The sequence below is a fragment of the Thermosediminibacter litoriperuensis genome (genome assembly GCF_008124715.1).
Taxonomy (GTDB): domain Bacteria; phylum Bacillota; class Thermosediminibacteria; order Thermosediminibacterales; family Thermosediminibacteraceae; genus Thermosediminibacter; species Thermosediminibacter litoriperuensis.
Window position 1 is genome coordinate 1 of record NZ_VNHO01000029.1, and the last position, 25,088, is coordinate 25,088.

The 25,088-nt window shown below is 44.7% G+C and carries 23 protein-coding genes, 2 tRNA genes and 1 pseudogene; 9 read left to right on the forward strand and 17 right to left on the reverse strand.

The window, feature by feature from the left end; all coding sequences use genetic code 11:
* The first annotated feature begins 316 nt into the window (after nucleotides 1-316).
* The 3 genes from LZ11_RS10265 to LZ11_RS10275 all read left to right on the forward strand — a co-directional run bounded on the left by LZ11_RS10265 (nucleotide 317) and on the right by LZ11_RS10275 (nucleotide 3,604).
* Nucleotides 317-2,224 (forward strand): OPT family oligopeptide transporter, encoded by a 1,908-nt coding sequence (locus tag LZ11_RS10265; protein ID WP_148867793.1) that lies wholly within the window; start codon nucleotides 317-319, stop codon nucleotides 2,222-2,224.
* A gap of 55 nt (nucleotides 2,225-2,279) precedes the next feature.
* Entirely contained in the window at nucleotides 2,280-2,618 is a 339-nt protein-coding gene (locus tag LZ11_RS10270) for a PqqD family protein (RefSeq protein ID WP_148867794.1), read from the forward strand.
* A gap of 86 nt (nucleotides 2,619-2,704) precedes the next feature.
* On the forward strand, nucleotides 2,705-3,604 hold the full coding sequence (locus LZ11_RS10275) for a PucR family transcriptional regulator (protein ID WP_170240359.1): 900 nt from the start codon (nucleotides 2,705-2,707) through the stop codon (nucleotides 3,602-3,604).
* 5 nt (nucleotides 3,605-3,609) lie between these two features.
* Here the strand turns inward: LZ11_RS10275 and murJ are convergent, their stop codons facing one another.
* From murJ to fba, 3 genes are read right to left on the reverse strand one after another with little or no spacing between them, the layout of a single operon-like run.
* A complete protein-coding gene (gene murJ / locus LZ11_RS10280; RefSeq protein ID WP_148867796.1) occupies nucleotides 3,610-5,172 on the reverse strand; it encodes a murein biosynthesis integral membrane protein MurJ in 1,563 nt (520 codons plus the stop codon).
* Nucleotides 5,173-5,178: 6 nt separating this feature from the next.
* Nucleotides 5,179-6,135: an ROK family protein gene (locus tag LZ11_RS10285; RefSeq protein ID WP_148867797.1), complete on the reverse strand. Its 957-nt coding sequence runs from the start codon at nucleotides 6,133-6,135 to the stop codon at nucleotides 5,179-5,181.
* A gap of 33 nt (nucleotides 6,136-6,168) precedes the next feature.
* A complete protein-coding gene (gene fba / locus LZ11_RS10290; protein WP_148867798.1) occupies nucleotides 6,169-7,098 on the reverse strand; it encodes a class II fructose-1,6-bisphosphate aldolase in 930 nt (309 codons plus the stop codon).
* A 125-nt stretch (nucleotides 7,099-7,223) separates the two neighbouring features.
* On the opposite strand from fba, the gene hflX reads away from it, so the two are divergent.
* From hflX to LZ11_RS10305, 3 genes are all read left to right on the forward strand, one after another.
* Nucleotides 7,224-8,477, forward strand: a complete 1,254-nt coding sequence (gene hflX / locus LZ11_RS10295) for a GTPase HflX (protein ID WP_148867799.1) — start codon at nucleotides 7,224-7,226, stop codon at nucleotides 8,475-8,477.
* Nucleotides 8,478-8,529: 52 nt separating this feature from the next.
* Nucleotides 8,530-8,603 (forward strand) — tRNA-Gln (locus LZ11_RS10300).
* A gap of 1 nt (nucleotide 8,604) precedes the next feature.
* Nucleotides 8,605-8,680, forward strand: a tRNA-Glu gene (locus LZ11_RS10305).
* Between the two features lie 330 nt (nucleotides 8,681-9,010).
* Here LZ11_RS10305 and LZ11_RS10310 read toward each other — a convergent pair.
* The 14 genes from LZ11_RS10310 to LZ11_RS10375 all read right to left on the reverse strand — a co-directional run bounded on the left by LZ11_RS10310 (nucleotide 9,011) and on the right by LZ11_RS10375 (nucleotide 22,028).
* Nucleotides 9,011-9,436: a hypothetical protein gene (locus LZ11_RS10310; protein WP_148867800.1), complete on the reverse strand. Its 426-nt coding sequence runs from the start codon at nucleotides 9,434-9,436 to the stop codon at nucleotides 9,011-9,013.
* A gap of 26 nt (nucleotides 9,437-9,462) precedes the next feature.
* Nucleotides 9,463-10,104, reverse strand: a complete 642-nt coding sequence (locus LZ11_RS10315; protein WP_246110798.1) for a Panacea domain-containing protein — start codon at nucleotides 10,102-10,104, stop codon at nucleotides 9,463-9,465.
* A gap of 292 nt (nucleotides 10,105-10,396) precedes the next feature.
* A complete protein-coding gene (locus LZ11_RS10320) occupies nucleotides 10,397-11,536 on the reverse strand; it encodes an MFS transporter (protein WP_170240360.1) in 1,140 nt (379 codons plus the stop codon).
* Between the two features lie 188 nt (nucleotides 11,537-11,724).
* A complete protein-coding gene (locus tag LZ11_RS10325; protein ID WP_148867803.1) occupies nucleotides 11,725-12,675 on the reverse strand; it encodes a PP-loop family protein in 951 nt (316 codons plus the stop codon).
* A gap of 14 nt (nucleotides 12,676-12,689) precedes the next feature.
* The gene (locus LZ11_RS10330) at nucleotides 12,690-12,887 is read right to left on the reverse strand and encodes a MoaD/ThiS family protein (protein ID WP_148867804.1); all 198 of its coding nucleotides are present in this window, start codon (nucleotides 12,885-12,887) and stop codon (nucleotides 12,690-12,692) included.
* A 171-nt stretch (nucleotides 12,888-13,058) separates the two neighbouring features.
* Nucleotides 13,059-13,622, reverse strand: coding sequence for a Crp/Fnr family transcriptional regulator (locus LZ11_RS10335; RefSeq protein ID WP_222927245.1), 564 nt, complete (start codon nucleotides 13,620-13,622; stop codon nucleotides 13,059-13,061).
* A gap of 190 nt (nucleotides 13,623-13,812) precedes the next feature.
* Nucleotides 13,813-14,415 carry a pyroglutamyl-peptidase I gene (gene pcp / locus LZ11_RS10340; protein ID WP_148867805.1) on the reverse strand — a complete coding sequence of 201 codons (603 nt, stop codon included), beginning with the start codon at nucleotides 14,413-14,415 and terminating at the stop codon, nucleotides 13,813-13,815.
* A 17-nt stretch (nucleotides 14,416-14,432) separates the two neighbouring features.
* Nucleotides 14,433-15,347, reverse strand: coding sequence for a DUF979 domain-containing protein (locus LZ11_RS10345; RefSeq protein WP_148867806.1), 915 nt, complete (start codon nucleotides 15,345-15,347; stop codon nucleotides 14,433-14,435).
* Nucleotides 15,348-15,359: 12 nt separating this feature from the next.
* Nucleotides 15,360-16,028 (reverse strand): DUF969 domain-containing protein, encoded by a 669-nt coding sequence (locus tag LZ11_RS10350; protein WP_148867807.1) that lies wholly within the window; start codon nucleotides 16,026-16,028, stop codon nucleotides 15,360-15,362.
* Between the two features lie 265 nt (nucleotides 16,029-16,293).
* A complete protein-coding gene (locus LZ11_RS10355) occupies nucleotides 16,294-17,499 on the reverse strand; it encodes a LeuA family protein (RefSeq protein ID WP_148867808.1) in 1,206 nt (401 codons plus the stop codon).
* Nucleotides 17,500-17,522: 23 nt separating this feature from the next.
* Nucleotides 17,523-19,397: a TRAP transporter permease gene (locus LZ11_RS10360; protein ID WP_148867809.1), complete on the reverse strand. Its 1,875-nt coding sequence runs from the start codon at nucleotides 19,395-19,397 to the stop codon at nucleotides 17,523-17,525.
* Nucleotides 19,398-19,489: 92 nt separating this feature from the next.
* The gene (locus tag LZ11_RS10365) at nucleotides 19,490-20,374 is read right to left on the reverse strand and encodes a DUF6282 family protein (protein WP_148867810.1); all 885 of its coding nucleotides are present in this window, start codon (nucleotides 20,372-20,374) and stop codon (nucleotides 19,490-19,492) included.
* Nucleotides 20,375-20,397: 23 nt separating this feature from the next.
* The gene (locus tag LZ11_RS10370) at nucleotides 20,398-21,369 is read right to left on the reverse strand and encodes a TAXI family TRAP transporter solute-binding subunit (RefSeq protein WP_222927246.1); all 972 of its coding nucleotides are present in this window, start codon (nucleotides 21,367-21,369) and stop codon (nucleotides 20,398-20,400) included.
* A gap of 14 nt (nucleotides 21,370-21,383) precedes the next feature.
* Nucleotides 21,384-22,028, reverse strand: coding sequence for a GntR family transcriptional regulator (locus tag LZ11_RS10375; protein ID WP_170240361.1), 645 nt, complete (start codon nucleotides 22,026-22,028; stop codon nucleotides 21,384-21,386).
* A gap of 434 nt (nucleotides 22,029-22,462) precedes the next feature.
* On the opposite strand from LZ11_RS10375, the pseudogene istA reads away from it, so the two are divergent.
* From istA to LZ11_RS10390, 3 genes and pseudogenes are all read left to right on the forward strand, one after another.
* Nucleotides 22,463-23,958 (forward strand): annotated as a pseudogene (istA, locus tag LZ11_RS10380) (IS21 family transposase).
* Entirely contained in the window at nucleotides 23,952-24,542 is a 591-nt protein-coding gene (locus LZ11_RS10385; RefSeq protein ID WP_281282751.1) for an ATP-binding protein, read from the forward strand. The pseudogene istA and the gene LZ11_RS10385 overlap by 7 nt, the downstream one beginning before the upstream one ends.
* 326 nt (nucleotides 24,543-24,868) lie before the next feature.
* The coding region (locus tag LZ11_RS10390; protein WP_187695075.1) for a transposase at nucleotides 24,869-25,088 on the forward strand (220 nt) is incomplete at its 3' end.

The window sequence follows — 25,088 nt, forward strand, 5'->3', positions numbered from 1 at the left end:
ATATGTGTTAGTTTTTTGTCAACCAACATCATATCGGGTTTCATGCTATGGTTCAACTTTTTTTACTGTCGCATTTAATTTTACAATTAACCTTAATTTTTTTACTTTCCCCCTATTTTGCCACGCTATAGATTTTTTATGTATAAAATGTTATAATAAAATTGTAATATTCATTACTTTTTAATGGCATCATTCTTGCTTATTTTTTGATCCGGCTTAAATTATTTATTTCTTGGACAGCGGGAGGTGGGAGTAGAGTAAGAGAAATTTATTATGTTTATTCAAGCACCGACAATATAAAAGGGAGGGAAATCAAGTGGAAAAAAAGAAGGGGCTTTCAAAGCAAGCCTATAGCGTTGCTCCCGGAGAGGAATACGTACCGTATATCCCTGCGGAGCAATCCATGACAGAGTTAACGACATTTTCATTCATAGTCGGTATCATTCTTGCGATAGTTTTCGGTGCCGCCAACGCATACCTAGGACTAAGGGTGGGTATGACCGTAAGCGCTTCCATACCCGCGGCGGTAGTTTCAATGGGAATAGTCAGGGGTATTCTGAAGAGGGATTCCATCCTGGAGAATAATATGGTTCAGACCATAGCCTCGGCAGGCGAATCCCTGGCTGCAGGTGTTATCTTTACCGTCCCTGCACTGTTTCTGTGGAAAACAAACCCCAGTATCATGAGGATTTCTACAATAGCAATCATCGGCGGGGTCCTGGGAGTCCTCATGATGATACCGCTCCGCCGCTTCCTGATTGTCAAAGAACACGGCGTGCTTCCGTACCCTGAGGGCACTGCCTGTGCGGAGGTACTGGTGGCCGGTGAAGTCGGTGGAGTGAGTGCGAAGACCGTTTTTGAAGGGCTCGGAATCGGCGCGCTCTATAAACTGCTGGCCGACGGGTTGAAGCTTTTCCCGTCGGAAATTGAGTGGAAAATACCGGGATTTAAAGGAGCTGCCATAGGAGCCGACATACTGCCGGCCCTCCTGGGTGTTGGCTTTATAATCGGTCCCACCATTTCAGCATACATGCTGGCCGGTGCTGTCCTCGGATGGTTCGCCTTCATACCACTTATATCACACCTGGGCAATTACATCCCCCAGGCAATATATCCGGCTTCAGTTCCAATATCGGAACTCGATCACTGGGGTATATGGAGCTATTACCTGCGTTATATAGGCGCCGGTGCAGTTACGTTTGGAGGTTTCGTCAGCCTGGTCAAAGCGCTACCAACCATAGTAAACGCCTTTAGCCAATCCATTTCCGGTTTCAGTATAGGCGGGAACGGCTCAAAGCTCCGCACAAGTGAAGATCTTCCCATGAAATGGGTTTTACTCGGCGTTTTAATCATCATTATCGCCATAGCCTTCTCTCCGCTTATCCCGGTGGGCGTGCTGGGTGCCGTACTCATTGTCATCTTCGGCTTTTTCTTCGTCACCGTATCTTCGCGAATTGTGGGCATAGTAGGCAGTTCCTCCAACCCGGTATCGGGCATGACCATCGCCACATTGCTCTTCACCACCATACTGTTTAAGGCGACAGGGTTTAGCGGTATTGAAGGTATGATTGCCGCTTTAACCGTAGGTGGCGTTATCTGCGTAGCCGCGGCGATAGCCGGCGACACTTCCCAGGACCTGAAGACCGGTTTCCTGGTAGGGGCCACTCCCAAGCTCCAGCAGATAGGCGAACTGGTGGGAGTCACAGCTTCCGGTCTGGTTATCGGCTGGATCCTCATAATGCTGAACAATGCATACGGCTTCGGCAGCAAAGACATTCCCGCCCCTCAGGCGACATTGATGAAAATGGTTATCGAAGGTATCATGAACGGCAACCTGCCCTGGCCTCTGGTTTTCGTCGGCTTTGGCTCGGCGGCGGTGATAGAACTGTTCGGCATAGCATCACTGCCATTTGCCATCGGCCTCTACCTGCCCATTCACCTGAGCACACCCATCATGCTCGGCGGTATAATAAGGGGCATCCTCGAGAGGAAAGAAAAATCCGAGGAAGTATTGAAGCAGAAAGTCGAAAAGGGAATACTTTATTCTTCAGGGCTGATAGCCGGAGAAGGCATAATGGGCATCCTGATCGCCGCACTGGTGGCCGCCAACATCGATCCAGACATCGGAAACAATGTGCTGGGCCAGTGGGGTGGACTGGTATTATTCATGGTACTGACGTATACTCTTATCAGCAAAGCCTTTAAAAAACCGGAACTTGAATAAAAGGAGGGGGAATAATCCCCTCCTCCACTTTTTTCATTTTCAGGAGGTTAAGCTATTGCGAAAAGATCAAAATCTCATGTTAATGACCCCTATCCGCAACGAGAAAATTTCTTGGTTGCTAAAAAAAGACGGCGCTGTTCAGCTTAAGATCGCCAGAAAAGGACTCCTGTTCAATATCCTGAAGCTTTTTTACCGGAATCTGCCCGAAAATATATATCTTGATCTTGACGAAATCGGATCCGAGGTATGGAGTCTCTGTGACGGCCGAAACACGGTTTACGACATTGCCACCAAGCTCTCGGATAAATTCGGTACAGAGGCAGAGCCGCTCTACCCCAGATTGATAACATACTTGAAAATCCTCAGACAAAACGGATTGATACATTTCAATTAAGGGGCCTTCTTACCTATGTAAAATCAACCTATTAAATACTTCCCCTTTCTCCTATATAAATGATATCATTATCACTGGTGGTTTATATGCAAAAAGCTATTACGGAAATTCTTTCGGAAATAAAAAAGCAGCTGAAAACACCCTTTGCAATCCTGGATAAAAATGGGCGCTGCGTACTGGAGGGAGAACTCGTAAAAAAACCGGCAAAGTGTCCGGTAAAACTGTGCGGCTCGGAGTACGTGCTGGCGGCCAACCTTGCCCCGGAGCAGCTCAACGATTTTACCCTGCTGCTGGAAGAGCTCGTAAACCGGAGGTTTTCGGAAAAGCTGATCGCCTTTCTGGCGGGGAAAGGTACCGTCATCGAAGATCTGCCAAAACCCTGCGGTCTAATCCTTGTAAAATCGTCGGAGTCCTTTAAACCGGAGCCCTTTATAGAAAACCTGTTTGAAGAAGCGCTGTTTGCAAAAAACGGCGAAGCCTTCATCTTCATCATCCCGGCAACGGATTTAGACGAGCTCAAGGAAACCTCCCGGGCCCTTTACCAGACCCTGACCGAAGAGGTTTCTTCAAGGATCCTGATATGCATCGGAGGCATCACCAGTGCGCCCGGAGAGCTTCCCGCGCTCTACCGGGACGCTGTTAAGGCCCTTAAATTTGCCCCCTTCCTCAAAACCGGGGTGCTCTACTACCCGGAGATGGCCCTGGAAAGGCTGCTGGCGTCGCTGCCCGCCGAAAGCCGCCGGGAGTTCATTACAGAAATAGGAAGAAAAATCCAAGATCTTGACGAAGAAGCCTTGAAAACCATCAGGACCGTGCTCGACTGTAACCTCAACCTGGCCGCAGCCGCGCGGAAGCTCTATATTCACCGAAATACGCTTATGTACAGGTTGGACAAAATCTCCTCTCAGACAGGCCTCGATATAAGAAAATTTAAGGATGCCGTAAAAATGGAGATTTTCCTCGCGCTGAACGAGCTCCCGCAATAAGACCCTTATTTTTTAAGCCTTGCTGGAATAAAAGCCCTTACGGCCCATATCACATCGTCCATTTTCAGAATCAGAACTATTGCTAAGTAAACGACGACTCCGGCTAATACGGAAACTCCCAGGTCCAGGGCCTGATACGCCAGGGTTCGGGGAACGAACACTTTGCTCATGAGGCCGTATATATAGTGTACCGCAAAGCCCATGACAGCACACGCCGCAGCGGATTTTATAAGCCCCGTCAGAATCCTGAAGCCCCCCAGGGGGCCAATTTTTTTTCTGAGACTGCTAAACAGTAAAACGGTACCAGCCAGCGCGGAGATGCTGGTGGACAGGGCAAGGCCACCCAGACCCATAATCCTTACCAGTATCAGGTTTAATACTATGTTTATGCCCATGGCCGCGGCGCCGTTGACCATGGGAGTGCTTGTATCCCTGATGGAATAAAAAGCCCTGCTCAAAACATCCCTTAGTCCGAATCCCACCATCCCTACGGAGTAATAAAGCAGCGCTGTGGCCGTCATGAAGGTCGCTCTGGAATCAAAGGCCCCTCTTTCAAACAGGAACCTGACTATCGGTATCCTTAGAACCATGGCGCCGGCGCTCAAAGGCATGACTATGGCAATCACAAAACCCAGAGCCCGACCCAGAGCCCTCTTGAATCCCTCCATGTCGCCCTCGGCCGAAAGCCGCGAGAGTGAAGGATAAACAACGGTTGCCACCGATAAAGTAAATAAACCGTAAACGAAACTGTTCAGGCGGCTGGCAAAATTTAAAGCCGCTATAGTGCCTTCCTCCAGAGTCGATGCCAGCATCCTGTCCACCAGCACGTTCACCTGGCTTACCCCCGTGCCAAGGACGACGGGGATGATCAGAATACCCATGCGCTTCAGGTCTTCGTCAGCAAAATTGATGTTGAGGGTGAATTTAAGCCCTGCTTTTGTGGCGGCCGGCAACTGGATCAATGCCTGGACTGCAGCCGCCAGCACCGTGGCAACCACAAGCCCCCATATGCCCAGAGTGGCGCTGGAAAGCAGTGCCGTGATTATTATAACATTGTACGGTATTCCGACGATAGCCGGAACGGTAAATTCTCGGTTGGACTGGAGGTAGCCGGTGAGCACGTTGGCCAGGGCTACAAATGCACTCATAAACATGGTAATACGCGTGAAGGCCGCCGCCATTTCCAGAGTCTCCCCGGAAAACCCCATGGCCACCAGTTTTACCAGCAATCTTGAGAAAATAGCGCCGAAAAGACTGAAAATCAGGGAAACGATCAGTATCACGTTGAAAAGATTTCCGGCAAAGGCTACGGCCCTTTCCCTGCCCTTTTTCGTCTCGATCTCCGAATATACCGGAATAAAGGTGGTCGATAGAGCTCCGGCCACCGTCGCAAAAAGAACCGCAGGAACCGTGAGGGAGACCAGATATGCGTCCGTGGCGCTGGTTGCACCGAATTTAGAACCGATTAACAGTTCCCGAAAAAATCCCAGTATCTTGCTTGAAAGTGTAGCAATCATTATTACGGCGGCGGCTCGGGCCGCCGTAGAACTCCTGCCCGCTTCAGTCACCTACATCTACTCCTTATGGAAAACCAGCGATGCAGCACCTATTGTGCCCACATCCGTTCCCAGCTTTGCCTTCATCACTTCAAGATGCTCTACATTAGCCGGGAGAGCCCTGGTTTTCATAACTTCGACCATCGTCGAATAAAACATGTCCCATGCGTGGGTAAGTCCGCCGCCGATGGCGATACGCTCGGGATTATAGGCGTTTACCACATTTGCCAGCCCCACCCCCAGGTAAAAGCCCTCTTTTTCCACCAGTTCCCTGGCAAACTCGTCCCCTTCTTTGGCAGCAGCGAAAACGTGCTCGGCTCTTACCTCATCTTGTCCGGCAAGATCGGTTATCCTCGTCTTTCTGCCCGATAAAATCCCTTCCCTGGCGAACCTGGTCAGCGCGGTGCCGGAAGCATACGCTTCCCAGCAGCCCGAGTTGCCGCAGCCGCATACAGGGCCTTCGAAATTTATCGTCATATGACCTACTTCTGCAGCGTTTCCATCACCACCCTTAAAAAGCCTGCCGTTTGTGATGGCACCCCCTCCGATACCAGTGCTGATGGTTATGTAAATAAAGTTTTTTACGCCTTTGCCGGCACCGAAGAGGTTTTCTGCAATTGCAGCTGCGTTGGCGTCGTTTTCCATGAAGACGGGAATATTAAACTCCTCTTCCATTATCGAAAGCAGCGGTATATCCTTCCACCCCGGAAGGTTGGGCGGGTTTTTGACACGCCCCCTTTTTGCGTCCATCGGGCCGGGCACTCCTATGCCTATGCCCGCTATATCGGACAAAGACAAATCAAGCCGCTTGAGTACCTCGTAAACGCTCCGTTTCATCCGTTCGATAACCTTTTCCGGCCCCTCCTTTGCAAGGGTGGGAAGCTCGGTCTTCTCAAGGAGGTTGCCGGCTTCGTCCATGGCACAGGTGGCGATTTTAGTGCCCCCCAGGTCAATACCCACTGCTATTTTTTTCATTTAATTCTCCTCCCGTTCAACCGGTGTTTTTTATCATATTTTTCCGCTGCAGCCCAGGACGTTTCTCATCTTGTGTTTTACGATTTTCTTGATGGCTTCCCGGGCTTCGCCCAGGTATTTCCTCGGGTCGAATTCCGACGGGTTTTCAGAAAAATACCTGCGAATAGTGGCAGTCATGGCCAGCCTTAAGTCGGTGTCTATGTTTATCTTGCAAACCCCCATGGAAGCGGCCTTCCTCAACATGTCTTCCGGCACACCCTGGGCTCCAGGAATATTTCCTCCGTACCTGTTGCATATTTCTACGTACTCGGGCAGCACCGATGAAGCCCCATGGAGCACCAACGGGAATCCGGGCAGTTTTTCCGTTATCTTTTTCAGCCTTTCAAAATCCAGATACGCTTCACCCTTGAATTTATAAGCCCCGTGACTGGTGCCGATGGCTACAGCCAGGGAATCGACCCCGGTCCTCTCGACGAATTCCAGGGCCTGGTCAGGATCTGTAAAGGTAGCCTCCCGGTCGCTCACCCTCACATTGTCCTCAACTCCCGCCAGCCTGCCCAGCTCGCCTTCCACCACCACACCCCTTTCATGGGCGTATTCGACAACCCTCCTGGTGAGGGCGATATTCTCCTCAAAGGGCAACCTGGAACCGTCAATCATCACAGAAGTAAAGCCATCGTCTATACAGGCTTTGCATATTTCAAAATCCTCGCCGTGGTCCAGGTGAAGCACAATCGGAAGACCCGTATCCTCCGCGGCCGCTTCCACCAGTTTTTTAAGATAAACCGGCCTTGCATATTTCCTCGCCCCGGCGGATACCTGAAGGATGAGCGGCGCCTTTTCCTCCCTGGCGGCCTCAACTATCCCCTGAATGATCTCCATGTTGTTTACATTGAAAGCACCTATTGCATACCCGCCTTCGTAAGCTTTTTTGAACATTTCCCTGGATGTCACAAGCGGCATGTAGTTCCCCTCCAGCAAAAATTTTCTATAAAATTATATAACAAAATTCAAAAAAAGTATATCCGCCCAGGCGTTTGAAAGTGATATAATTTAAATCACAGAGCATTTTGGGAGGTTGTCTTATTATGCCATCCCATGAAAACATAAAACCGAAAACGGTGGCCATTTTAGCCGGTTTAATCGATGATAAATCCTGCGATGAAAACCTCGAAGAACTAGAGCTGCTTTCGCAAACGGCCGGAGCGAAAGTCTTAGCGAAGGTGACCCAAAAGCGCGTCAACAAGGACCCGGCCTTTTACCTGGGTATGGGCAAAGCTCGGGAAATAGCGGAATTGGTAGAGCGCCTTGGAGCCAATGCGGTTATTTTCGACGATGACCTGACGCCGGTTCAGATTCGAAACCTGGAAAACCTTATCGGAGTTCAGATAATAGACAGAACAACTCTGGTGCTGGATATTTTTACTCAGAGGGCTAGATCCTTGGAAGGCAAGATCCAGGTGGAACTGGCCCAGCTCCAGCACATGCTGCCCAGGCTCACGGGTAAGGGCATCGAGCTTTCCAGAGAAGGCGGAGGTATTGGCACGAGGGGCCCTGGCGAGACAAAATTGGAAACGGACCGGAGGCACATCAGGCGCAGGATCGCTCATTTAAAAAAAGAATTGGAAATAATTAGGAAAAACCGAAAACTGCTGAGAAGCTCCAGAAAATACCCGGTCTTAAGCCTCGTCGGCTATACCAATGCAGGAAAATCTACGCTCATGAATGCCCTTACGGGAGCCGGGGTTTCCAGCAACGACAGGCTGTTTGACACCCTGGACACGACCACGAGGGCACTCATACTTCCCGACGGTCGAAGGGTGCTTTTATCGGATACAGTTGGATTCATACGAAAACTCCCCCACGAAATAGTGGAAGCCTTCAAAGCCACCCTGGAAGAAGTGAAGGAAGCCGACCTGCTGATACACGTGGTCGATGCTTCCAGCCCAAAGGCCGACGAGGAAATATCAACCGTAAAGTCGGTGTTGAAAGAAATAGGAGCAGAAAACATTCCGACCATACTTGCTCTGAACAAAATCGACAGGGTAAACAACCGTGAACTTATAACCGTTGAAGAGAACGTGGTGGAGATTTCAGCCCTCTGGGGAACCAACCTGGACATATTGCTGGAAAAGATATGCTGGTTGCTTCCCCGGACCCGCGAGCACGCATTGCTGTTCATCCCTTACGAATACGGGTTCCTGCTCGATGAAATCCACGAAACGAGTCTCGTGGAAAGGGAAGAATTTAAACAGGATGGAATAGAAATCGAAGGCATGATCGATACTATTTTACTGAGGAGAATAAAAAAGTACCTGTCGGAAAAAAACGCCGGCAGATAAAATGTTCTTGACTTATACGCAGAAATGTGCTAATATATGTTTTGCGAGTTGTTGCGGGATGGTGTAACGGTAGCACTCATGACTCTGGATCATGCTGTCCAGGTTCGAATCCTGGTCCCGCAGCCATGGCCCTATCGTCTAGTGGTCCAGGACGCCGCCCTCTCACGGCGGAAACAGGGGTTCGAGTCCCCTTAGGGCTACCATTCAAAAGACAAAATTTCCAGACTCTACCGAAAGGGTCTGGATTATTTTTTTATTTGGGTGATGCTTAATTGAGCGATTGAAAAAGCGCATCGCCGCCTTTTCCCCGGATAGCAAGATAGTCCCATTGGGCTTCGTTAATTCCGGGCGTTGCTGCAAAGTCCCCCGAGTTCAACAAACCTGGAAATCCCGTAGCTGAGACCACGGGAAAATGCTGCTTTTCAATTGCAGGTATACTAGGACAGGATCGGCAGGAGCTGATATGCGCTGTGATGGCCGGGATTGGTGGAAATAAAAAAGCCCGGCATGATGCCAGGGTTTAGTGCAAGCACTTAATTGAAATCCTCTGCGGTTGCGGATATTCTTTCTGCTATGTAAACAGAATTATATCTTTCTATATCTGCCTTATTATAAAAACATATTTTTATTTGGTTATTATTTCTATACACTTGGAATATTGTTACTATCCTATTAAATTCTTGCGGATCTAATGATTTGCCGCTTGCTAAAATGAGGTAACTTAGTTCGTCAAATAGTTCGATTCTATAAAGGCTGTCCAATTTTACGAAAGAAGGTTTGCAAAACGGAGGCCAGTATTTTTGTAATATCTCATTGGATTGCAATTGTAACTTTCTTTCTTTCCCCTTTACGGAAGAGACATTAAGCATTTCAACTACTTCATTAGCAATATTTATAATTAAAAATGTTCTTTGCTTATCTGGTGGTTCCCCGTCTGCATAAGGAAGTTTGAGAAGCAAACCATTACCAGGTAAAATATTCATCGTCAATATATTATTATGCCTTGACTCTCGTCACGGCATATACTGTATGCTGCTTCTCTAGCGGGGAACTCCTTTAATCTATTTTTTAATTCTTCATCCATTTGTATTTCATTTGGATCATAATAAAACTTTACCCCATTTACTTCATAACATACGTCATTATTATCAGCCATTTCAAATGCTTTAATTACCTTTTTTACGCCTTCTAAATCATATTTCTTTATATCATCAATAGAGATTTCGGCCAATTCTTTAAAGTGATAATTGCCCATTTTAGAATTTTTATATGCCTTTTCCCAGCTCCTGTGAAAATGATTTAATTCCGACAGTTCTTCTGCGCTTGCATCACCATATATAGCTATTGTTAGATTTAATGTATCCATTTCTTCCTCTGTAAAATTAAATGAAGTTAAATTGGCGTCAGTAACTAAACCCAGAAAATTGTTTTTATATTCTAATCTGATATCCTCAATAACAGATCCATGTTCAAATGCATATATAGGATCATCAAATAATACTTTATCGTATTTTGCCAAATGGATTAATTGAGCAAAATATAGTAGTTTTTGCAATTTCATATTTCCTTCAAAAGTGTTTTGTGGTGTATCATAACCAGCTTTAATAAACCATTTTGCATATTGCATCGCATTCACTATAACATCACCCCCAATGCTTAAAAACAATGTATAGATTTTTTTGAAAAATACATCATGTTAAATTTTTTGATTTAACTATTCGCTAAAAAAAGCTAAATTCCTGCTCTAAATAAAATATTTTGTAGGTTAATTTTTGTTAAAAAAAACCCTCGGACCTACGCCAGGGGTTTTTCTTCCGCCCTCACGGCCTCTAAATTGCGGCAGTGAGGGAATAGCCGCATACGCGTTCCATCATGCGCAGCAGAGGTGACGGAGGACTTCATTTAAAGGGTCTTTATTTTTAACCGCACTCACCGGATCTAAAATATGCATAGATCAAAATAAACGCTACCGTGGCAATAATGCCGCACACGGTAAAAGCCGTCTCAATTGAGATGTCCGCCGCCCTACCCACGGCAGGGTTTAACACAGCGCCTATTATATTGATAATCATGGAATAAATCGATAAAAGGGTAGCCCTGTCGGCGGTGGTTATGGATCTATTTTGTATATCCAGCAATATCGGCCGGGACAGTGAATAACTTGCTCCTATAACTGCGATGAAAACAACGCTGACAGCAGGATGACTCGTGCGGGAAAGGATAAAACAACTGACGGGAATGGCGCCGAACAGCAGCTTCATCGCCATCCCCTGGCCCAACTTCCCGGTGATGGCGTATGTCTTTGCTGAAAACACCGGCAAAAGCTGTATCCCTGCCATGATTATGCCGAAGTACTTTGGGTCAATGCCGCTTTTCATATATTGAACCTGATTTAAAAAGACCGTCGCGGAGTGGTTGACCTGGGTAACCAGCGCCGCTGCTATGACGAGCAGCAACATCCGCAAGTCTCTAAACGCACTTTTGAGGCTGAATAAAAGCACGGGTTTATTTTCGGTCCTACTCCCGGTCTCCTGAAGGAACAATGTCAATACCCATGCAATCGCGTAAGGAAAAATCGTAAGTAGAGCGGCCATATCCATCGATACTCCGACTACGGCGGTGGATACCATCGATGCCAGGAAAAATCCCAGCATAGCAGCCGCCTCGTATCTTCCGAAATATTTTTCCGACTGCTCTTTATCGATGGAATCATAAAGCAATGCAATATCGCACCCCAAAATGCCGGAGATCGAAAGGGCGAGGATTATCCTTTCCAGCGAGAATAACTCGAAAGAGTCTGCTTTATAGAAAATTATTTTTGACAGTAAAAATAAAAAGTTGGAAATTACCAGGGTCGACTTATAGCCAAACCTGTCAGCAAACCATCCCCAGGGAATTTCCAACACTATCATCAAAACCAGTGAAATTGATTCGATTAAAAATATATCATACATTGAAAGCCCCCTAGCCTGCCTGTATACGGTGGCTATGGGCCCGTAAAATACGAATCCCTGGAGAAATACTATGGCGCACATTAAAAAGTAATTTCGCCTATTCATTTGATGTACACCTCCGCAAAATTGCATGCCGAAAAGACCTCCCGTCGGAGGCCTTTATATCCCGGATGTTGTGGTGTACATCAAATCAGCGCCATGGTAATTCCCCTTAAAAGATTGCTTATTGATTTAATTATACAACAATAAAATTTTTTCAGGTATTACTTTTTTGCGCTAATTCATTCTTTTTTTCACTGCTCCGGGTTTTCACTTTCCTGCGCCCACAAGTCGGCCTTCATTTTTTTCTTTTCCGCCATCTGCCTCAACCGGCAGAAGGAACAGACTTCAGCAGTGGTCACCTGGCCGCAGATGCTGCACTCGCGCAGGTCCGGGGTTTCGGAGCAGGCTTCAAAGTTTTTTCTCCCTTTCTTCAAAAAGTTGGTAAGAAACCGCTGCTTGGTGCCCGGGCTCGCCTCCTCCAGTTGGTTCAGCACTTCTTTATAAAGTATGGAACTGGCGCCCAGCGCATGGGGGCATTCCTCGTGGATGAAACTGATGCCGTTGAACAGAACATACGCCAGGTTTTCTCTCTCCGTCAGGGTAAAAAGGGGTTTTACCTTTTTAACCAGTTTGGGATGGGTGCTGGGAAGCACCGGCGACTGCCGGGCGAGATACCCCTCCTGCCAGCTCAGCACATTTCCGAACAGGGTAGCTGCCTCGTCGTCCAGGTTGTGTCCGGTGGCCACCACGTCGAAACCTCCGTCCAGGGCCACTTTGTTGAAAAGGTACCTTTTTATCGTGCCGCAGAGGGAACAGGTGCTGCGGCGGATTTCCCGCGCCAGTCGGGGGATGTTGAAGCCGTAATCTTTTTCGATGTTCCTGACTATTAGGGGAGCCTCATACTCTTCAGAAAACCGCTCGACAATCTCCTGGGACCTGTCCGAATAGTCGCCGATTCCAAGGTTTATATACATTGCCGTGACGTCGTAACCCTCTTTCAACAGTTTGTGCCAAAGGGCCATGCTGTCTTTCCCGCCGGATACTACGACAAGCACCCGGTCCTTAGACCCGAACATCTTCTCCCGCCTTATGTTCTTGCGCACCTGTTCCGAGTAGTAAACCTGAAAGCAATCGTTACAGAAAGCCGCGTTGTGTCTTTTCAGATATATTTCCGCTTTATCACCGCAGCGGCGGCAGCGCATAACGGTCGCCTCCTTTATCCTCCGGATATTGCAGACAGCACTTCAACCACGTCGTCCTCCTTCAGCGCTTCGTCGGGCGTGAGCATCTTCCCGCCCCTGAGCACCAGGTGAGACTCGAGACTGAAGTTGAGTTCTTCGGCCAGCTGTTTTACCGTCTTAACGCCCTTAACTTCCACTTCTCTCTTGAAAGGCATTCTAAAAATAACCCGCATGGTGTAATTTCCTCCCGTCAGGTTACATTTTCCGTCTTTGTGCAGGTGCTATCGAAGACACCTATTAATAAGTTAATATTACACAACCGCCGTGTCAAGCAAGGACTTTTATTTTTTCCCAGCGTTTTGAGTTGTGCTACGACCTTTTAAATAGGCAGAACCTAAAGCCTATCACACATAATCTTCAAGCCTGTCGAGTTCTTTTATAATGATTTTCTTCCTGTCGACGTCTATTATACCTTCTTTTCTTAGTCTGTTCAAACCCCGGGTTACCGTCACCCTGTCGCAACCTATCAGGTGGGCCAGATTCTCGTGAGTGAGAGGTAGGTCTATAAGATGACCGTTTTCCGTCACCCTTCCCTGCTGGTGGTATAACCTGAGCAGAATATCGCACAATCTGCCCATTGAGTCCTTAAAGATAAGGTCGCTCATCTGCATCATCAGAATTCTGAACTTGCGGCACATGCTGTGGGCGATATATTTATAGGCTTCGAGATTATTGGAGAGAATCCTGTTTAGTTTATCCTCAAAGATTACAGATACCTCGCTGTACTCCATAGCCTGCCCTATGATTAAATCTTTCCCGCCGCCCAAGTAAGCAAACTCCCCGAAAATTTCTCCCGGCTGAAGTATGTACAGGATCTTTTCCCTGCCATTGGCGCCAAAAACTGATTGTTTCACCCGGCCCCTGGTGACTATCGCTATGTAGGTCTCGTCGGCGTCTACTTCCACCATCTCACCCTTATTGAATGACTTTCTATAACCGCATTTAGCTATATCGAGAAAAAACTTCTCATCTTTTCTTGCCTTTTGACATCGAAAATTTTTTCGTAGCAGTCCTTCATCACCATCACCCCGTATTACTTTTTATTTTTTATTATATCAAAAAGCAGGTACCATGCAGTACCTGCTTCGTTTTTTGCATTTATATGATTGATTGTTCGATCGCCACAGTCAACGCTTTTACTATTTCGTTCAATCCCATCGCCGGGGTATTCTTCTTATCGACAACCTGTTCGAAGAGGTAGGGCACGTGTATGAAGCCTGCCTTTATGTCCGGCCTTTTCCTGGAAGCATAATACAGCAGGCCGTACATCACATGGTTGCAAACGTAGGTCCCTGCCGTATTTGAAACCTCAGCGGGTATTCCCTCCTTTTTAATGGCCTCCACGATTCTCTTTATAGGCAACGTGGAAAAGTATGCGTTTTCTCCGTCGGGAAATATCGGCTGGTCTACGGGCTGGTTCCCCTCGTTGTCCGGTATGCGGGCATCGTCTACGTTTATGGCCACCCTTTCTACCGATACGGCATACCTCCCTCCGGCCTGACCAACGCATATCACAACATCGGGCTTTTCTTTTTCCATTTCATTAAAGAGCACATCCAGACTTTTGCCAAAAACCGTGGGCAGTTCCCTTACGACCACCCGTGCTCCCTTTATTTCTTTAGGCAGGAGTTTTACCGCTTCCAGAGCAGGGTTTACTTTTTCCCCGCCGAAGGGCTCAAATCCCGTTACAAGAACCTTCATAATCATTCCCCTTTCTTTTAAAATGCCAGTGCTAGCATCAAGATTACGTGTATAACGAGCAGCACAATTCCTACCGGAACTTGCTTTTTAATTATCATGTATTTGTCTTTCAATTCCAGGATCGATGCCGAGACAATGTTGAAGTTTGCCGCCATAGGAGTCATGAGGGTGCCGCAGTATCCCGCAGTCATGGCCAGAGCTGCAGCCACGGCCGGATCAGCCCCCTGATTCAGCACCAAAGGTACGCCCACGCCTGCCGTTATGACCGCAAAAGCGGCAAACGCGTTACCCATTATCATCGTGAAAAGTGCCATACCCACGCAGTAAGCTACAACACCCAACACAACATTATTCCCGGGGAAGACGGCATTGATGCCTTTTGATATCACATCTCCTACTCCCGCGGTATTAAAAAGTGCTCCAAGGGCCGCCAGTAACTGGGGAAGTATGGATGCTGGTCCCACCTGATGGAGGAGCCTGCCGCTTTCCCTGCCGGCTTCTTTGAGACCCGCCCCTGTAACGGCGAGTGAAAGGACCAGGGCGACGACCGCGCCTATTCCCAGACCCACCAGACCTCCCAGCTTGGTATACTGAGCAACGCCGAAGGCGGCCACTGCAATGGCCAGGGCCGGAATAAAAAGCCTGTCACCAATTTCCCCCGCCTTACGTTCCCTAAATTCCGCCGGGGGCGTATAGAATCGGCCCACCCTGACCTGCTTAAACGCCGCAAGACCTGCCATAACCAGTATCATTATACCGACCACGTTTTTCGGCATGTACTTGCCGAAAACGAAAATAATACCGAGACTGGCCCAGAATAACGACGTTCCTATTCTGTTCTGTTGTTCCTTCCCGGTAAAAGCGTGGTATGCAGCCACGAATGACACTATCCCGCACATAACATACAGCAGCTCAAGTAGCGTATTCTGCATAAACTCTCCCTCCTATACCCTTGCATTTTTACGGGCGAGTTTTCTGTCAAAACCCAGGAACTGCACTGTAGAAATAAGGACGGCAGTAATCGCAATAGGGATTGAGGCCTTGGCCACCGCAAGGGCCTCTACGTTAAAGCCCAGCTCCTTCAATACTCCCACTATGAGCAGCACTCCTCCCGAAGCAACAAAGACGTTTTGCCCGTAGAAATTCCCGTAATTTTCTGCGGCCCCCGCCAGCCCCTTCAGTTCCTCCAAATCCCTCTCGTCCAGCTCGCCGGAACTATTTATGGCGGCTCCTTGCGCCATCGGAAGTATCAATGGCCTGATGAACTGCACGTGTCCGCCCAGCCTCAAGCTCAGGGCTGCCGCCATAGTTCTCAGAACCGTATAAAATGCCAGCAGCCGGCCTGGTGTCACCGATTTCATTCTACCTATGAGATAGGCGGCCCTCTCCCTCAGCCCGTAGCACTCGAGTATACCGATGGCGGGTAGTGTAACGAAAAATACAGTCATATACCGGTTAGTTATAAAGGCTTCTCCCAGGGTAGTGAGTATCTGATTGAAGCTCAACCCCGCTGTAAAGCCCGTTGCTATTCCCGCTACCACGACCACGGCAATGGTGTCGAGCTTCAACGCGAAGCCGATAATGATAATTAAAATGCCGATTAGTTTGATCATCCAATACACCCCCTGTTTGGTTTTATTTTTAATATTAGAAAAAATATGGAACCAAAACTGTAGCTCCGACTACAATTTTGTAAAATATTTTCATGTTTTGTTCATAAAACGAAGAAAACCTTATATAAAGAAACCCTTTAACTGGCGTAGTATGTAGATCTGGATTCAAGTTGCAAAAAAATAAGTCCTTGGGAGATAGTCCCAAGAACTTATTTGTACAATCATACTATACTTCGGCCTTGATTAGGATAGCCAAGGAATGAATTTATGATTTATACTTTCTAACTAGTATTAAAAATTCTTCATCGGTTAAATTCCCTTTTTTCTCCATCCCCATTCGTTTCACATCTAGCAGCAACTGTTGTTTTTGTTCTTCTTCAAGTTCTATATTATATTCTTGTAATTTAACGTTTATGGACATTAATCCACTTTTCTTTCCTAAAACAAGTTTCGCTTTTTTGTTAAGGAACTCAGGATTTAAAGCAAACATCGAAAGAGGCATTTTAAAAATGGCATCAGCTCCTATTCCCGATTCTCTGGTAAATATCTCCGGACCAACGATGGGCTTATTTTTTACAATCTCAAAGCCGGTAGTATCCCTTACAAGGTCCGAAAGCTCTTGTAACTTGGAAATATTGACACCAATATCGATATTCATAAGAATTTCCAGTGCGACAATAATCTCTTCAGTGCTACAATTGCCCGTCCTTTCCCCAATTCCATTTACACAGCAATGCACTACTTCCGCCCCCGCCATCACAGCAGTAATGCTGTTGGCCAAAGCCATGCCGAAGTCGTTGTGGGTATGTATCTCTACTGGAATATTCATAATTGATTTGACCAATCTTACAAGATAATCTGTAGCTCCCGGCAGGGCGCATCCCATTGTATCAACTACTCCCACTGAATCAGGCATAGCATACTTTTTGATTTCGTTCAAAAGTTTTACTAAATCATTCTCTTCAGCTCTCGTAGTATCATAAGGGAAATATACCGTATACAAATCCAGTTCTTTAGCTTTTTTTATTGCAAAAATACTATTTTCAATGACTCTGTCTACCGACCATTTAAATTGGTAATCTAGCTTTGGCTTACCGATCGGTACTTCAATTATTACTCCATCTACACCACAATCTTTAGCTATTGCTATATCTTCTTCCTTAGCTCTAACGAATCCAAATATAGTAGAAGGGAGATTTAATTTCTTTATCTCTGTTATTGCTTCCCGATCTTCTTCTGAAACCGCGGGCATACCTGCTTCAATCCGGTGAATTCCAACTTCACTTAGCTTTTCTGCTATCCTTATTTTTTCTTCTTTTTTCAAAACTACACCCGGTGTCTGTTCTCCATCTCTCAAAGTAGCATCATGGATTTTAATAAATTTTGGTAAGTTCCAGCTATTTCTATACTCTTCTCTAAAATTGTAGGGACTTACCCACCAGTTCTCAGTTCTCCATGCACGTTTGTTCATGTAGCTTTCACTCCTTATTAAGATTATGCAGAAATATTTTTATAATTTAAGTTGGTTATATAAACACAAACTATCAAAAATAACCCTAATATATCGGTTACTAAACCTTCATTAACCAGCAGCACTCCAGCTATGAACAACAATATTCGTTGCCATATTGCAAGGCTCCCCCTAAAATACCCGACTATGCTACAAGCAATAGCAAACACGCCTACTATAGAAAATACAACAGTCGTTATGATCATCGAGAATTCTCCATTTAGGAGCAGGCTAGGCCCATAAACAAACATGAAAGGAAGTACAAAACTGACCAATCCGTATTTGAAAGCGGTCCATCCTACTTTATTTAAGTCAGTACCAGCTATCCCTGCAGCAACATAAGACGCTAAAGCAACCGGTGGTGTTATAGTTGATATACATCCGAAAAAAAACACAAACATGTGAGCGCTTAATAGAGGAATACCCATCTGCACGAGGGCCGGAACCACCACTGAAGCTAGAACCAGGTAAGCTGCCGTTGTCGGAAGCCCCATTCCTAAAATTAATGAAAATATCATAGTTAATATTAAAGCTATTATTGGTTGTCCCCCTGATAGAGTAATAATCATAGAAGAAATCTTGGATCCCAAACCAGTAATCGACAAAATGCCTACAATAATTCCCGATGCAGCACAAGCTATTGCAATAGAAACAGTATCTTTTGATCCCTTTTCTAATGCAGATAGGATTTTGAAAACTATCTCCTTACTAAATGCTTTATGTGAAACTATATATACTCCCAGAAGTACCAATGTAGAATAATATGCAGATTTGAAAGGTGAATACCCAATAACTAACATATAAATTAGAATGAGTATTGGTATTGCAAAGTACCAACCTTTTTTGACAACTTCTCCAATGAAAATCCCTTTGCTTCTTGTCTCGTGCATATCAATTTTCTCTTTTTTTGCTTCGAGATGTACAATGATTAATATTGAAAGAAAATAAAGTATAGCTGGGAGAATGGCTGCTTTCATTATATTTACATACGGTTCTCCTATAATTTCCGCCATGATGAAGGCAGCAGCCCCCATAACAGGAGGCATAATTTGTCCACCAGTAGCTGCAACGGCAACTATCGCCCCAGCCTTTTCCGGTTTATATCCTTCTTTTATCATCATTGGAATTGTCAAGCTACCTGTTATGGCCACATTTCCTGCGGCCGATCCAGATATCATACCTACCAATGCACCAAATACGATTGATGTTTTTGCTGTAGCTGCTATAACCTTCCTTGTAACCGAAGAAGCCAAATTATATAAAAATTCACTAGCACCGAATTCGCTTAAAAATGCCCCATATATGCAAAATAAAATAATGTAAGTCGCCGAAACACTAATGGGAATCCCAAATATACCTTCCGTTGAAGTAAATAAAAAAGTCGAAATCCTACTAACACTATAGCTTCTACTCCGAATGATTAACGGCAAATAAGGGCCTACAAATGGATATAATAAAAAAATTATAGTTATTAACGACAGCATCCAACCTACAGATCTTCTTGTAGCTTCTAGAACTAAGAAAATCATTAAAATACCCACTAATACATCAAACTTATTTGTAACTCCTCCACTTGAAACAATTATTTCCCACCTTTTTAAAATGTAAATACCTGAAAATAAAGTTCCGATGCCTAGCATTATTCTAATGATAGTATCTGCAATATTGTTCTTTCGATTATCTTTTGCTGGAGTTACAAAACATATAAACATCATCACCATTAAATGGAAAGCTCTCACTGTCATAGCCGACATCGAAACAAAACCCGAAACATTAAGTATATGAAAAATTCCAACTAAAACCGCTGCAAAAAATACCATTTTTTTACTCAATCCGATTAATTTATAATTAATATTCATATATTCATATGCCCCTCCTATCCAAACTTGCCACCTTCTACAGAATGGAGCCCAATTTATGAAAGAAGGTGGCAAGTTTGGTGTTCTATGGTTTATTTAAAGTTTAATAACCTGGAAGGATTGTCTTTAGTCATAATATCCAATTCTTTTTCTGTAACCCCAAACCTTAAAAGCACATAGCAATATGCCCTGAAGCCTTCAACAGGCGACGCGCTGTAAACCTGCCCATAATCTGAAATTAAACAGCAATTTTCGGCTTTCACTTCCTTAATTATATTTACTATTTCTCTGGGATCCTGTCTTCCATTATGAGGAGAACAAACTCCATAAGACAGGGTCAAGGTGGCACCCAGAGATGTAAGTTCTTTTAATACTGGAATCGTAAAATCCTCCGTCCACGCATTAGGATGGGTGACCTCCAGTTTATCATAACCAATTGCTTTGCTTTCTTTAGCTAAGGCCAAACACTCTTCCGGGGATATATGTCCTGTTCCTAAAATTACATCATATTCTTTGCAGACTCTCAGAATTTCCTGTACTTCTTCCTTTAATTTTCCGTTATTATCCAAAATATTAATTAATTCCCTTTTTCTTCCAAACGAAGAGCCGTTTACATAAGCTTTAATCCAGTGACCGGACTCGGCTTTTTTAATAGCATATTCCGCATCTACTGTTGGCAACCATATCATCTTGCCGCCCGATTTAATGGTAGCTATGACGGTCCTTACATTTAATCCTCCTGTGGGACCGTTAAGAGCGATACCGCCAAATACTTTGGTTCCTAAATCAAGTTGATTTGCCGCATGTGCATTACCTACAGTAGAAGCTAGATGAGTTTTTATTACTATAGCTTTCATGCCACGGGCACTGGCTTCTTTGGCCAGTCTGATACTATCTCCATACCTAGGGACATAATCTGGGCCCACGTGTATGTGTAAATCTATCATTCCATTTAAAATGTTTTCATCTATAAACACGTTTTTCCCCTCACATTCAGTCATTATTTTCTTTCTTCAAAATATTTTTTTGCACCGGGATGTAACGGAATTGGTGTGTTAGGGGCTGTTTCTATATTTATTTGTTTTGCCGTAGCATTTGCCTCTTTAAATTCATCTAGATGATCGAAAATTGCCTTCGTAACATTGTATACCAGTTGTTCATCTAGTTTACTATTTACAATTAAAACATTAGGTACACCAATAGCTGTGGCATCATTGCCCAGTTTATATACATCTTTTGGAACTACGACTTTACTATAATAAGGATATTTTTCGATTATATTATTTAGTTTATCATCGTCAATATTTATAAATTTGATTTTTTTAGAAGTGGATATCTCAACTACCGCTGATGCAGGATATCCTGATAAAGCCAATGCAACATCCACATTTCCATCGGCTAATTGCATAAAACCATCATTATATGATAGGTAATTCGCCACTATGTCATCCAACTTAAGGCCGTATTCTTCCAATAGTGCCTCGAGTATAGGTAAAGTTCCACCGCCTGCCGGGCCAACAGCAATTTTTTTTCCTTTCAAATCGCTGATAGAATTAATCGGAGAATCTGCCATTGTTATAATGTGAAATACGCTGGGATACAGCGATGCCACTGCACTTACTTCAAGTTTGCCTTCATAAGGGCTTGTTCCATTTGCAGCAAAATAGGCTAAGTTTGCGTTGGTCAATCCGAATTCCACATCACTGTTTGACACCAATCTCGGGTTTTCTAATGCTCCTCCTGTAACTTCCGGTGTCATTTCTATACCTTGAACATATTTTGTAACTAGGTTTGATATCTCCTGCCCGATAGGAAAATAAGCTCCACCCATACTTGCCGTTCCAATACTTAAATGTTTAATTTCGGCTAGTTTATTTTCACCTTTTCCGGTTTGATTTGAACAACCGCTTAAAGTTATAGAAATTAAAAACAAGGATAGAATCAACCATATAAAAGTTTTATGTCTATTCATACTTAACCTCCTCATTATTTTTTTATCGACCGTATGAGACTTTCTGCTGCTCTTCTCCTGTGTTCTCGCACAAACATCTCCAATTCGTCATATTTTTTTTCCTTTATTAATTCCACTATCTTTTCGTGTTCAGCTAATGATTCACCACTCCTTTCTGGAGATAATACAAAAACAGCCCTTGTTCTTTCCCATTTATTCCATAGCTCGTTTATCAATTCATAGAGTCTTTTATGGGGATTTATAGAAGTAATGTAATTATGAAATTTTCTATTTAAGATTCCGTATTCTACATAATTATTACTGACCAAGGCCTCTTTCATATGTTTGATTATTTTAGTCAATTCTCCAATGTCTTCATCAGTCATGTAGTCGATACTTTCTCTTGCCGCAAATCCTTCAAGAACCCCTCTTATTAAATAAGTCTCCAGGATGTCAGCTTCTTTAAATTCCGTCACCACAGGCCCTATATGTGGATATATCTCGACTAAGTCTTCCGTTTCCAGCATTCTTATTGCTTCTCTAACCGGTATTTCACTCACCCCATTTTCACGCGCAACTTTACTTATAACTATACGATCACCAGGCTTGTAGACACCACTTATGATATCTTTTTTTAAGCTTTCATATATAATTTCAACCTTGCTTTTATAATTTTGCAAATTACATCTCACCTCCAAACCGTATATCATATATGATTTTCATATATAATATATCATATATGTTTTTCAATGTAAAGTATTATTCGAGTTTTTTGGATTAAACAAATTAGAATAAAAAGGCAACAAATTTTCCATTTATGAAAATTCAAAGCCTAGATTAAAAGCGAATTATTTACTCATTTTCTACTCTCTCGTTGGATTCTATAGTAATAATTTTCTTCGGTTACTGATGTTTATAGCCTCCTATTTTTTTGTATCCTTATGTATTTTGTGTTTATTGCATAATAAAAATGGACAAAGTTGCAAAATAAAATCCCCACTTTTGCAACTCAAAAATCCCCAAATTTGCAAAGGTCATTGCAGGCACCCCTAAAACCTTTACCCTTGTAGTTAGGGACAACTTAACTGCAAGGGAGGAACGGAGGATGCTCACAATGACCCATATTGATAATATCAGAAAAGCATTCTTTATGAAAGGGCAAAATATCAGCGAGATAGCCTGGGAGTTCCAAAAAGACCGAAAAACAGTGCCCAAATATCTATCAAGAGGACTGGAACACCAGGGTTAAAGCTGAAGAAGCTAAACATACCTTCCCAAACTCGACCCTTTCAAGGCGGATATAGACCAATGGCTTGTCGCAAAAAGCAGAGACATACCGCCAAAAGGATTTACGACAGGCTCTGTGAAAAATACCAAGATAAGTTTAACTGTTCTTACCGCACCGTAGCAGGCTACGTGGCTATTAGAAAAAAAGAATTGTACCAGGACAATTCCTGCTGTCTGCCGCTGGAACATATCCCCGGTGAAGCGCAGGTGGATTTCGGCGAAGCCGACTTTTACGAAAACGGGACGCTGCATCACGGATTTTATCTGAACCTGTCGTTTCCCTACAGTAACGTAGGATATACCCAGCTTTTCAAGGGAGAAAACCAGGAATGCCTGTTTCAGGGGCTGAAGGACATATTTGAACATATTGGTGGAGTGCCTCATAAGCTATGGTTTGATAACGCCAGCACTATTGTGAAACTCTTGAAGAATGGCGAGCGCAAACTGACCGACGCTTTCCTGAGGTTCAAGCAGCATTATGGTTTTGAGGCGGTATTCTGTAACCCTGCTTCCGGCCACGAAAAGGGTAATGTGGAAAACAAGGTCGGATACCACCGACGTAACCTTCTGGTCCCGGTTCCCAGGTTTGAAAGGCTGGAGGATTTTAAGCGCGAACTTTTACGATTGTGCGACCAGGACATGCACCGCGAACACTACCGGAAGGAGGCATCCATAGCCGAACTTTTTAATGAAGACCGTAAGGCTCTGCTTGAGCTGCCTACCGTTCCTTACGAGGTAGCCGGTTACATAACAGTCAAAACCAACGCCTACGCCAAATTCAGCTTGAACGGTGGAAAGCACCTCTACTCTACCGCTCCAAAATACGCCAACAGCCGGGTACTGGTAAAGATAACAGCCCATGAGGTCATACCGCTGGATGAAAGCCACCGGGAAATCGTACGCCACCAGCGGCTTTACGGGGACAACAAGCAAGAAAGCATGGATTGGCTACCCTACCTCACTCAGCTTTCCCGCTGTCCTGGAGCCCTTAAGTATTCGGGAATATACAGCATGCTGCCGGACCCACTCCGGGAATACCTGGACGGCTTAAGCAAAAGTGAGCGCGGCAAAGCGCTCAAGGCTATTGCTTTGCTTTGTGCCAAAAGCAGTTTTGAACAGGCCGTGAACGCTGTAGCCGAGGCTCTCCTTTACGGAGTGCAGGATTTAGACAGCCTCGTAGCCATCCATAACAGGATAACGAGTATAACCCCGCAGTTGGAGCCGGTAAAGATTCCGGAAGGGGTTCCTGAACTCACTGCATTCCGCTTCAACGCTGAAGACTATGACAAAGCCTTTCTGAAAGGCGGTGCCAATTTATGCTGAAGGACGAAATCGCCGCCTGCTGTAAAGCATTAAAACTCAGCCGCAATCTAGTGGAAAACTGCGACAAGATCGAGGCTCAAAGCCATGAAGAATACCTGCTGAAGCTGCTAAGATTAGAACTGGAGCACAGAGACGCAAGCCGAAAGGACAGGCTTTTGAAAAATGCAGGCTTTTACACGATAAAGACCTTTGCCGATTACATATTCGATGAAATCAAGCTCCCGCAGGGGCTTACGCCACAGGACCTAAAAGATTGCAAATTTCTCGAAGAAAAGAAAAACCTGATCCTTTACGGCGACGTGGGAACCGGCAAAACCCATCTTACCACCGCCATCGGTGTGGAGGCCTGTAAAAAGGGATTCAACGTAAAGTTTTTCCGCACTGCAGCGCTGGTAAACCGGTTGGTAGAAGCCCGGAAGGGAGGTGAACTTTCCGGGTTACTAAAACAGCTTTCCAAACCGGATCTTCTATTTGCGACGAATGGGGCTATGTTCCTTTGGACCGCGAAGGGGCGCAGCTACTGTTTGATCTTTGATGGTCAAAGCTACCGGATGAGGCAATCACTCATGAGGCAATTAAGTTAACATAAAAATTCCCCACCGGTGCCTGGGGAAAAATCTTTGCAAAAATGGGGAATTTCCTCTCGCAAAAAACAGTATTTTGCCAGTTTCAGATCCATTAGAAAATCATCATGGGTTCTTTATTACTCTTAATTTCTTTTTTGTTTATATAACAATAAATGATAATGATAACTCTATCATCGGTAAAATAAAGAAGCACCTTCACCGGTTGCTTCAGTTAAGTCCATATAATTGTGTAAAAAGGGAGTTTTAAAAAAGGGTTGAGCCACCCTCACCCCTCTGGTTAGAATTAAATTGTCAACCCAAAAACCTAACTGGAGGGATGAGAAATGGCTCAATATAATATTACCATCGATTCTGAAATTTTGCACCACCTTTTTCTAAAGGGAGCTAAAGATGAGGGGATGGCCAAACTATTGGAGTCCATACTCAACCAAATACTCCAAGCCCGGGCTACCGAACAAATAAAAGCAGAACCTTATGAAAGAACCGAAGAAAGACAAGCCTACCGTAACGGATACTATCCGAGAAATTTAGTCACCAGAGTCG

Excerpts from the sequence above, each read along its gene's own strand:
- LZ11_RS10370 (WP_222927246.1), bottom strand. The coding sequence starts at position 21,369 with ATGAATAGACATAAAACTTTTATATGGTTGATTCTATCCTTGTTTTTA.
- pcp (WP_148867805.1), bottom strand. The coding sequence starts at position 14,415 with ATGAAGGTTCTTGTAACGGGATTTGAGCCCTTCGGCGGGGAAAAAGTA.
- LZ11_RS10355 (WP_148867808.1), bottom strand. The coding sequence starts at position 17,499 with ATGAACAAACGTGCATGGAGAACTGAGAACTGGTGGGTAAGTCCCTAC.
- hflX (WP_148867799.1), top strand. The coding sequence starts at position 7,224 with ATGCCATCCCATGAAAACATAAAACCGAAAACGGTGGCCATTTTAGCC.
- LZ11_RS10315 (WP_246110798.1), bottom strand. The coding sequence starts at position 10,104 with ATGCAATATGCAAAATGGTTTATTAAAGCTGGTTATGATACACCACAA.
- LZ11_RS10320 (WP_170240360.1), bottom strand. The coding sequence starts at position 11,536 with ATGAATAGGCGAAATTACTTTTTAATGTGCGCCATAGTATTTCTCCAG.
- LZ11_RS10335 (WP_222927245.1), bottom strand. The coding sequence starts at position 13,622 with ATGGTGGAAGTAGACGCCGACGAGACCTACATAGCGATAGTCACCAGG.
- LZ11_RS10330 (WP_148867804.1), bottom strand. The coding sequence starts at position 12,887 with ATGCGGGTTATTTTTAGAATGCCTTTCAAGAGAGAAGTGGAAGTTAAG.
- LZ11_RS10325 (WP_148867803.1), bottom strand. The coding sequence starts at position 12,675 with ATGCGCTGCCGCCGCTGCGGTGATAAAGCGGAAATATATCTGAAAAGA.
- LZ11_RS10275 (WP_170240359.1), top strand. The coding sequence starts at position 2,705 with ATGCAAAAAGCTATTACGGAAATTCTTTCGGAAATAAAAAAGCAGCTG.
- LZ11_RS10385 (WP_281282751.1), top strand. The coding sequence starts at position 23,952 with ATGCTGAAGGACGAAATCGCCGCCTGCTGTAAAGCATTAAAACTCAGC.
- LZ11_RS10345 (WP_148867806.1), bottom strand. The coding sequence starts at position 15,347 with ATGCAGAATACGCTACTTGAGCTGCTGTATGTTATGTGCGGGATAGTG.
- LZ11_RS10360 (WP_148867809.1), bottom strand. The coding sequence starts at position 19,397 with ATGAATATTAATTATAAATTAATCGGATTGAGTAAAAAAATGGTATTT.
- LZ11_RS10350 (WP_148867807.1), bottom strand. The coding sequence starts at position 16,028 with ATGATCAAACTAATCGGCATTTTAATTATCATTATCGGCTTCGCGTTG.
- LZ11_RS10285 (WP_148867797.1), bottom strand. The coding sequence starts at position 6,135 with ATGAAAAAAATAGCAGTGGGTATTGACCTGGGGGGCACTAAAATCGCC.
- fba (WP_148867798.1), bottom strand. The coding sequence starts at position 7,098 with ATGCCGCTTGTGACATCCAGGGAAATGTTCAAAAAAGCTTACGAAGGC.